This window comes from Bradyrhizobium sp. 2TAF36 (genome assembly GCF_052114925.1).
GTDB lineage: Bacteria > Pseudomonadota > Alphaproteobacteria > Rhizobiales > Xanthobacteraceae > Bradyrhizobium > Bradyrhizobium barranii.
Genome location: NZ_JBFRFR010000156.1, coordinates 1 through 9,965, shown reverse-complemented (window position 1 = coordinate 9,965; position 9,965 = coordinate 1). Strand labels below are relative to the sequence as shown.

Genomic DNA, 9,965 nt, shown 5'->3' with positions numbered 1-9,965 from the left:
TCGATATCGTGGTCGCCAATCCCCCATTCAGCCTTGAAAAATGGGGCGTTGAGAACGCGGCGGGCGACAAGTTTGGGCGCTTCCGTCGTGGCATTCCTCCGAAAACCAAGGGCGATTATGCGTTCGTTCTCCATATGATTGAAACGCTTAAACCAAAGACTGGGCGGATGGGCGTGGTGGTCCCGCACGGCGTATTATTTCGAGGATCGAGCGAAGGTGTAATCCGCCAGAAGTTGCTTGAGGAAAATCTGCTCGACGCAGTGATCGGCTTACCAGAGAAGCTCTTTTATGGCACCGGTATCCCCGCAGCGATTCTGATCTTTCGCAAGACGAAAAAGGATAAATCCGTTCTCTTCATAGACGCCAGCCGCGAATTCAGATCGGGCAAGAATCAGAATCAGCTTACGGAAGAAAATATCGCAAAGATCGTAGCAACGTATCAAGCGCGCAAACCGGTCGAGAGATATGCTTCACTCGCATCGTATGAAGAGATCAAAGACAACGACTACAATCTCAATATACCGCGCTATGTCGACACATTCGTCGAAACGGAAGACGTTGATTTGGCTGCTGTCCGTTCAGAACGCCAGAAACTAAAGATCGAATTGGCGCAGCTTGAGATTCAAATGGATGGGTATCTCAAGGAGCTCGGATACTGAGCATGGCAAAGATCAATGGATATCCAGATTCCGTCCAGGCAGGTGCCCCGAAGCTCTATAACTTGCCGGATGGTTGGGAGCAGTCGCCCCTTTCAAGGCACCTGTCCGAGGTCCGTCGGCCCGCGGTGCTCGAAGACAATACTCTCTACACCCTCGTAACCGTAAAAAGGGGTCGCGGCGGCGTCGTTGAAAGAGAAAAGCTTTTTGGGAAGAAAGTTAAGGTCAAAACGCAATTCTACATTCGAGAGGGAGATTTTCTGATCTCCAAACGTCAGATTGTTCACGGCGCTTGTGGGATTGTGCCCGCGGAATTGGATGGCGCTGTCRTATCAAACGAGTACGCGGTGCTGCAATCCAATGGCAATTTCTTCCTGCCATTCTTAAAGTATCTCTCGGAATCGATTTATTTTCAGCAGACGTGCTTCCATAGTAGCATTGGAGTGCACATTGAGAAGATGCTCTTCAAGCTGGATAGGTGGCTTGATTGGCAATTTCATATACCGGAAAAGCCTGAACAGGAACGCATCTATGCAGTCCTATCGACGTGGGACCGAGCCATCGAAACGACCGCGCGGCTAATTGAGAATAGGCAGAACCAAAAAAGAGGTCTGTCTGATCGGCTACTGACGGGTGAAAAGCGCTTCAAGCGCTTCGCCACCCTGAAATGGGATCATATTGAGCTGAATCAATTGTGCGAGATACGGCGCGGAGCTTCGCCAAGGCCAATCTCTAACAAAAAATGGTTTGCTCCTACCGGCCGAGGCTGGGTTCGTATCTCAGACGTAACGTCCTCGACTTCCGAATATCTTTCAGAAGCAACGCAGTACCTATCACCGGCAGGCGTCGATGCAAGCGTCGCTGTTGAGCCTGGGGAACTGATAATGTCAATCTGTGCAACAATCGGCGTTCCGAAAATCGTAGGAATTCCGGTGTGCATCCACGACGGCTTTGTTGTTTTTCGAAACGTTAAGGAGACTCTCAGCATCGCGTTTTTGTATCACTACTTGGAATTCATGGCCGACAGGCTGTCAAATAGTGGTCAGCCGGGTACGCAGAAGAACCTCAACACCACGATTGTTGGAAATCTAAAGGTACCCAATATTTCATTAGAAGAGCAGGAAACAATAGCAACATGCCTTTCAACAGCTGATGCGGAGCTTAGGGCGCTGCGCGATCAACTTCGGGCATTAAAACGCGAACGAGCCGCGCTTATGCAGCAGCTGCTTACCGGCAAGCGCCGAGTGAGAGCAACGGAGCTGGCTGCATGACCGTGACTCCGGAAACAGCTGAGGAATTTAGCGCGAAGCTACCCGCCTTACATACGTTGCTATCAATGGGGTGGACTTATCTGTCGCCCGAGAAATGTATGGCTATGCGTGGCAGTGCGCTAGAGGTCGTTTTGGTCGACGTACTGATGAGCGAGCTGCGTAAACGCACCTTTGATTATAAAGGCCAAGCACGGTCTCTCTCGGATGATGGCATCGCGCAAATCGTGCGTGAGCTAACCACACCCGCGATGCACGACGGCCTGCTTGTCGCGAATGAGAAGCTCTATGGCGCATGGACCCTAGGCGTCACCGTCACAGAATTCATCGATGGCAAGAAATACTCGCCCACCATTCCTATTATCAATTGGGATGAGCCCGAAGAGAACAGCTTCGTCGTCACCGAGGAACTCGAAGTGCTACGCTCGGGCGGCGTCAGCACACGTCGCCCGGATATTGTTTGCTACGTGAATGGTCTGCCGCTCGTCGTCATCGAGGCCAAGCGGCCTGATTCCGGGAACCCCAACAAGTCGATGGTCGAAGAAGGCATCAGCCAAAACATCCGCAATCAAAAACCGGATGAGATTCCGAAGCTGTTTGCTTACGCGCAGCTGCTCATGGCCATCAGCGCTACCGACGGTAAGTATGCCACAGCCCGGACACCCAAGAAATTCTGGTCTGGCTGGCGAGAGGAACTGCTCGACGAAGCGCACTTCACAACGATTAAGAACAAGCCGATCAGCGCATCTGAGAAGGACGGGCTATTCGCGCACCGACCCTCCGAGGTCAGGAAATATTTTGAGAGCCTGTGGGCGGCACCGCAGCTACCCACAGGTCAAGACCGGATGCTTATCAGCCTGTTGAGCAAAGATAGGCTGCTTGAGTTCATCCGGTTCTTCATCCTGTTCGACCAGAAGGTCGGCAAGGTCGCCGCTCGCTATCAGCAAGTCTTTGGAATCAAAGCGCTCATTGACCAGATGAATAAGAAAAAAGCCGGTGGAGGACGCGAGGGCGGTGTTATCTGGCACACCACAGGCTCCGGAAAATCCTTCACTATGGTTTTCCTCTGCAAGGCGCTTCTGCTGCACGAAAGCCTCAAGGACTGCCGCGTATTGGTGGTCACTGATCGCACCGATCTTGAAAAGCAATTGGCAAGGACATTCTTGTCTGGTGGCGCGTTCGGTTCTGAAATCGCCTCAAAGAAGGAAGGCGAGAAATCAAAGGTGAGCTCAGGCCGCGATCTCGCAAAGCGCATTGGCCAGGGCGCAGAGCGCATCATTTTCACAATCATCGATAAATTTCGCACAGCCTCAAAACTGCCGGAATGTAAAAATGAGAGCGAGAACCTGATCGTCCTCGTAGATGAGGGGCACCGGAGCCACAGCGGCGAAAATCATCAGCGCATGCGCGCGGCACTTCCCAACGCGTCTTATATCGCGTTTACCGGGACACCACTGCTCAAGGATGACAAAACGCGAAACAAATTCGGACGCATTATCCACCACTATACCATGCAGCGCGCAGTTGAGGACGGGACAGTCACGCCCCTCCTTTATGAAGAGCGCAAACCGGAGCTTGAGGTCAACGCAAAAGCTATCGACAACTGGTTCGACAAGATCACTACAAGTTTAAGTGAGAAACAAAAGAGCGATCTCAAGCAGAAGTGGGGACGTAAAGGCCCGGTCTATGGGTCCGCTAACCGCATCGAGTTAATCGCGTGGGATATCGCCATTCACTTTGACCAGAACTTCAAGTCCCTCGGTCAGGGGCTCAAGGGGCAGCTTGCCACAGACAGCAAGCTATCTGCGATCAGATACAAAAGGGCGCTCGACCAGACGGGGCTTGTTACCAGCGATGTCATCATCTCCCCGCCCGACACCCGAGAAGGCCATTCTGATGTAGACGAGAATGAGCTTCCGGAGGTTCAGCAGTGGTGGAAGGATAATGTTGGCCCCGACTGGGAAGTCCGCGAGCGGAGGGTCATTGATGATTTCAGCACAGAGGGCCGCCCTGACATCTTGATTGTCGTGGACAAGCTTCTGACTGGGTTCGATGAACCTCGTAACACCGTTCTGTATATCGACAAGCCGTTGCGTCAACACAACCTGATCCAGGCCATTGCGCGCGTAAACCGCCTGCATGACGCTAAGAAGTTTGGCTATCTGATCGACTATCGCGGCATCCTCCCCGAACTCGACACAGCTATCGAACAGTATCAGGATCTCGCCGATAAGACACAAGGTGGTTTCGAAATCACCGACCTCGAAGGCCTTATTCACAAGGTCAGCACTGAATACAAGAAGTTGCCGCACCTGCATGAGTGCCTGTGGACAGTCTTTGCCTCCGTCAAAAACAGGCAAGACTTGGAGCAGTACCGCCAGGTTCTGGTCCCAAAATATCAGGAAGACAACGCAGGCCAGTCATACGACGCGCATCAAAAAGTACGCGAAGATTTCTATCAGGCCCTGACCGAGTTTGGTCTTTGCCTGCAAGTCGCGCTCGCATCGCGCTCCTTCTTTGAGGACCCAAGCTTTTCGGAAGCTGATATCGAGCGTTACAAGTCGGACCTTCGCTTCTTCACCAATCTGCGCAAGATTGCAAAGCAAGATTCCCAGGAGACCGTCGACTACAGCACCTATGAGGAGCAAATCCGCCGACTCGTCGATAAACACGTGGTCGGCTCGCATATCGCCGACCCCGAAGGTGTGATCCTGGTGGAAGAATTAGGCAAGAGCACCGATCCCGAGACATGGAGCAAGGAAAAGACACGCAACGAGACCGACATTATCAAGAGCCGCCTCAAGAAAACAATCGAGCAGGAGCTCGCTGACGATCCATACGCCCAGCTCGTGTTCTCGCAACTCCTCAGACAGGCCATCGCCGAGGCCGAGTCCATGTTTGACTTCCCCCATAAGCAGTACGTCCTATTCAAGGATTTAGATGAGCGTTTAAAGAAGCGTGAGGTTGAGACAATGCCGGATGCTTTTGCGGGCAATCGTCATGCGCAGGCTTATTACGGCACCTTCCGGCTTGCCATGGGAGATGCACACTTCGCTGGCTTCAAGAATGGAGAGGACAAGGCCTTTATTGACGAGGCGCATGCAATTGACCGAACTGTTCGCAGCGCAATTGCCGAGTATTCGCTTAACCCTCAGAATATCGAGGCGCAAATTAGGAAAGAGCTCCTGCCCCGTCTTTATGATTTGATCGGTCTGGACAAAGCCAAGGATGTCATAGAGCGCGTCATTCAGATCACTCGCGTCGGCCTGTCGAGGGGAAATCTTTCAGCGTGACGCGGCAAGGCTTTACATACGGCCAGGAGCGCTTTGAATACGAAGTCTTCTTCGACAAAAATCGGCGCGGCAAAATCGCGATCCATATTCACCCCGACGCCACGGTTCAGGTCGATGCGCCCGCAGGCGAAGCATCAGCCAAGATTCATGCCGCAGTCCTCAAGCGGGCCCGCTGGATCACGCGGCATGTCAACGCAGCAAGAACGTTGCGCAAAGATGTTTTACCCCGGTCTTACGTGAGCGGTGAGAGCCTCTTTTATCTGGGGCGCCGCTATCAACTCAAAGTTCATGGCCAGAACGGCGCTGCACTCGGCGTTAAATTCTATCGTGGCGCGATTCATGTAATAGCGCCGGACAAAGATAAGGCTGCGGTCAAGAGGCAGCTGCGCTCATGGTATCGCGACCGCGCAGCCAATGTGTTTGCTGGACGCATCGAGGAATTGGCTTCACGGCTCGTCTGGCTCGAGGACACCCCGCCTTGGCGAATGGTTGCAATGAAGAAACAATGGGGAAGTTGTTCACCAAAGGGAGCGATCCTGCTCAATCCTTATCTCATTAAAGCGCCGCGCGAGTGCATAGATTACGTGATTCTGCACGAGCTTTGCCATCTCAAGGAGCACAATCACAGCTCGCGCTATTACCGTCTCCTTTCGCAGCTTATGCCGAATTGGCAGCCAGTAAAGGCGCGCCTGGACCGAATGGCTGAATTCAYACTCAACGAATAATTTTACGAGGAGAGTTGCAAGTGTCAGATACCGCGATCATAGAGGCAGAGACCCCCGATGCCAAGACTCCAGATCCGGAGACTCTTGCGCCGGATGCGGAGCTAGACGCCGCCCTTAAGCGTGCCCTCCGTGGAGGGGCGTCGCGAATTGACACTCACCTCGTTTGCTGTGAGCGCGACATCCAGCTCGGGACAACCAAGACGAAGCTTCATTGCTACTTCCTGCCGGTAGATGCCAACGGACGTGTCCGAGTCAAGCCGCTCGCAGAATTTCTTCGCGACCAGATCATCGACTATGCGATTCCTCGAAAGACAATAGAGGCTGCGTTCAAGCAGGCCGAAGAAGCTGGTTCAATGGCCCCTATTTCGAGACTGCACGAGCGAGCAAAAGGCCTATTCACGAACCTCGGTAACAGCGGGGAAGGCGGAGAACTGCTCGTCTTCGCGATGGCGGAGGCCATCTTCGGAATCACGCAGGTCATCTGCAAGATGTCGCTCAAGACCTCGACAAGCATGCACTATCACGGTGCCGATGGAGTCTACGCGGAAGCGCGACCTGATGGCGGATTGAACCTTTTTTGGGCCGAGTCAAAAATTTATGGCGACACATCAGCTGCGATCCGCAACTGCCTGGAGTCATTGGCTCCGTTCCTGCGCGAGCCCGATGGAGAAGACGCCGCAAGGCAACAGGACATCCTTCTCGTCAATGAATTTGCCAACTTCACAGACGACCGGCTCATTGGGGCTCTGAAGAAGTTTCTTGACAGAGACGATCCCGCATCCCTGACCGTCAAACATTGCGGCTTCGCACTTTGCGCATTCGACTGCGGCGCGTACCCGGACGAGGGCGCGGAGGCCACCATGGATGCTGTAGCTGCGGCGATCAAGCAGGCCCAAGCCGCCTGGGCCGAAACGGCCCAGAGGCGTGTTGCCCATGAACGCCTAGAAAACTTCCACATGCACTTCATCTGCGTACCTATGCCGTCGGCCGAGACTTTCCGGAGCTATTTCCTTGAACTGCTGGGGGTGAGCAGTGAATCTTGAGCAGCTACAAAACTGGATTCTTTCCCTGGAAGGCATGGGAGAACAACTAAGCGCTCTTTCCCGCTATTCAGCAGCGAAGAGTGTTGGGGCGGCGCTCTCGGATGGCGCTCTCAGCGCGTTCGAGCCGGATTGGAGCCGCCTCCTGCTTGCAAGCAGCATTCTATCGCTCTCTAGTTCGGCCTCCTCGCTCGAACACTCCCTGATGGTGGCGCAAGCAGGACTTTTGTATTCGGGCGACCGACGCGATGTCGTCGATGCCAGCGCGACCGTTCTGACGCAGCTTTCTAACCACAGAGCCATTAACCTTGCGGTTCAGCGCGGGCTACTGCCGCCTGAATTTTACGAGCATTTGGGTTCCACCGAGCAGATGCTCCTCGTTCGACGCGAACTTCTTCAATCCGTTTTTCCAGCCAAGGGCGACGTTCTAACAACCAACCGCTTCCAGAGAAAATTCTGGGATGAGCTGGAGCGGGCGTCATGGATTTCTGCTTCCGCGCCGACGGCCTCCGGCAAGACTTACCTTGTATTACAGTGGCTTCTTAATGAGTTTGCGTCCGGCGGGGCGAAACTGGCCGTGTTTCTTGCCCCAACGCGCGCCTTAGTGGGCGAAATCGAAAGGGACCTCCTAGACCTCGCTCCTGCCCACAGAATTGAAGGATTGCGCGTTGGGTCGCTGCCGCTTGCTGCATTGGGTGATCGCACCCGCCCAACTATTTTGATCTTCACACAGGAAAGGCTGCATGTATTCCTGAATTCACTTGCAGTCGCGCCTCAAATCGAAGTCGCGATCATCGACGAGGTGCATAAGATCGGAGACGGTTTGCGCGGCGTGATACTGCAGGATGCCATTGAGCGTATTTCGCGCGCGAACCCAAGCGCCAGGCTTGTGTTTCTTAGCCCCTTCACAGAAAATCCCGGACTGCTGGTCGAGGACGCACCAACCGGCCTGGAAACGGCTGTTGTTCCTAGCGATATGGCGACCGTCACGCAGAATCTCATTGTCGCCGAGCAAAAGCCCCGCTTGTCGGACCAGTGGGAACTCTTCTTGCACCGCAATGGAGCGCGGCACTCCATTGGGAGCATGGTGTTGYATGCGAGGCCCGACACCCAACTCAAGAGGCTTTCTTATATTGCGCTCGCACTTGGGCGAAGCAATGTAGGAACGCTGATCTATGCAAACGGCGCGGCAGATGCAGAGAAAATTGCCTGGCAGGTATTTCACGGCCTTGCAGCTAGCGATGCCGCGCCCGCAGACATCGATCCTGAGCTTAAGAACCTCTCCGACTTTGCGCGCGATACTATTCATCCTCAGTTTCAGCTTGTCGAACTCGTCAAGCGCGGTGTTGCCTTTCACTACGGCAACATGCCATCGCTGCTCCGCTCCGAAATTGAGCGTCTCTTCAAAGAAGGAAAAATCAAGTTTCTCGTGTGCACGTCCACCCTTATTGAGGGCGTCAATCTTGCCTGCCGCACTATCGTTTGCCGCGGCCCCCGTAAAGGCAGGACCACCCCCATGGGCGCGCATGATTTTTGGAATTTAGCGGGCCGCGCTGGCCGATGGGGCCATGACTTCAGCGGCAACATTGTCTGCGTCGACGTTAATCTTCCGAATCTCTGGCCGAACGGCGTTCCAGAGCGCTCCAGTTATCCAATCAACCGGGAGACCGATACAGTTCTGGCGAGCCGCGAGCCGATGATRGACTACCTTGCGACCGGTCAGGAATGACAACAGCTGCACTCAAACCGGCGCTGGAGCAAGTGACCGCATATCTTCTCGCCTGGACAGCGCGAGAAGGTTCCTTCCTTGCCTCGCCTGCGGCGGCAAGGCTGCCTCCCGACTATGCCGCACAGCTTGATAATCAGCTTCGCGCCCTTCTGGAAGAAATCGACATTCCAAGCCGAATTATTAGCCGTCACCCGGGCGTTAGCGCGGTCGCGCTGCAGTCGTTGCTGAATTACTTCCGTTCGCGTTCCGGACAGGTCGACACTTGTAACCATCGAGTGGATGCGCGGCCTTCCTCTTGGGCAAATCATCAGGCGGAGGATCAGTTATCTCGAAGGGCGTGGAAAAACCTACAATATCGCAGCCGTCATCAGGGACACGATGCGCGATGTCGAGGAGGTTGCGAGATTCAGGGCTCCTAAATATCTGTCGGCTTATCTTGATGTGTTGAAACATCATTTGCATGAGATTGGTCAGGAGAGCCTGTTCCCGGCAGACCTGAATTTCGATCTTTATCTTGAGTTCGGTGTAGCAACTAAAACTCTTCTGTCTCTTATCGGCGTCGGGCTATCTAGGACGAGTGCCGTAGCGCTCAATGAATTTTTGGGCAACGACTCGATGGCAGAAGAAGAGTTGCTAGAGTGGCTGGCCGCAAGGACATGGAGCGCGCTGGACATTCCCGCCGTTGTCAAACGTGAACTAGATATCGTCGTCACAAGAAATCTTCAATTGGCCGAGGCATCAAGGGCGCCATAACTCCAATCTCGCGGCCCGTATTCGCTTCAACTCGATACACTTTCATCATTATGTGCACAGTTGAACAAATCTACCGGCTGCCGCCCGCTCTCACATTGCGTAGTTCGGGGATAGACAGCGGTTGCAACTTATCAGGTCCGAATAAGTGCGCCCATCGATGGCAAGTTGGACACAAAATGGCAAAGTCATCGACGCGGCTTTGACGGATTCCACAAGCTAGAGGATCGAGGTGGTGAGCATCAAACAGGCCCGCCCTCACGTTCGAAAGGGCGCACGCCTCGCAGACAAGCCGTCCACCATTGGCTTCACGGTTGGCTGCTTTGGCTGCGCGCGCCAGTCCCTTGTCTCTTTCCAGCACTTGCTGCTCTTTCCAAATCTTCTTTCCTTCCGAAGATTGGGCAAATATTCTAGGATAAAGCGTAGAGAACATCTGGACCCGCCCTGGATCTCGAAAGCCAGGCAGCGGGCAAATTTCCCATCTGCGACGTACCGGCGCTGACC

The 9,965-nt window shown here is 54.0% G+C and carries 7 protein-coding genes and 1 pseudogene; 7 read left to right on the top strand and 1 reads right to left on the bottom strand.

Going from position 1 to position 9,965, the window contains the following annotated elements; genetic code table 11:
• From AB4Z51_RS43100 to AB4Z51_RS43070, 7 genes are all read left to right on the top strand, one after another.
• The coding region (locus AB4Z51_RS43100) for an N-6 DNA methylase (protein WP_441499605.1) at nucleotides 1–659 on the top strand (659 nt) is incomplete at its 5' end.
• Between the two features lie 2 nt (nucleotides 660–661).
• Entirely contained in the window at nucleotides 662–1,927 is a 1,266-nt protein-coding gene (locus tag AB4Z51_RS43095; RefSeq protein WP_441499604.1) for a restriction endonuclease subunit S, read from the top strand.
• Complete coding sequence (locus AB4Z51_RS43090; RefSeq protein ID WP_441499603.1) at nucleotides 1,924–5,217, top strand: type I restriction endonuclease subunit R; 3,294 nt, start codon at nucleotides 1,924–1,926, stop codon at nucleotides 5,215–5,217. Before AB4Z51_RS43095 ends, AB4Z51_RS43090 begins: the two co-directional genes overlap by 4 nt.
• Nucleotides 5,214–5,942 (top strand): M48 family metallopeptidase, encoded by a 729-nt coding sequence (locus AB4Z51_RS43085; protein WP_441499602.1) that lies wholly within the window; start codon nucleotides 5,214–5,216, stop codon nucleotides 5,940–5,942. Before AB4Z51_RS43090 ends, AB4Z51_RS43085 begins: the two co-directional genes overlap by 4 nt.
• A gap of 20 nt (nucleotides 5,943–5,962) precedes the next feature.
• Nucleotides 5,963–6,985, top strand: coding sequence for a HamA C-terminal domain-containing protein (locus tag AB4Z51_RS43080; protein ID WP_441499601.1), 1,023 nt, complete (start codon nucleotides 5,963–5,965; stop codon nucleotides 6,983–6,985).
• Entirely contained in the window at nucleotides 6,975–8,711 is a 1,737-nt protein-coding gene (locus AB4Z51_RS43075) for a DEAD/DEAH box helicase (RefSeq protein ID WP_441499600.1), read from the top strand. Before AB4Z51_RS43080 ends, AB4Z51_RS43075 begins: the two co-directional genes overlap by 11 nt.
• 279 nt (nucleotides 8,712–8,990) lie before the next feature.
• Entirely contained in the window at nucleotides 8,991–9,464 is a 474-nt protein-coding gene (locus tag AB4Z51_RS43070) for a hypothetical protein (protein WP_441499599.1), read from the top strand.
• A gap of 70 nt (nucleotides 9,465–9,534) precedes the next feature.
• Here AB4Z51_RS43070 and AB4Z51_RS43065 read toward each other — a convergent pair.
• Nucleotides 9,535–9,965 (bottom strand): annotated as a pseudogene (locus AB4Z51_RS43065) (hypothetical protein); the annotation flags it as partial.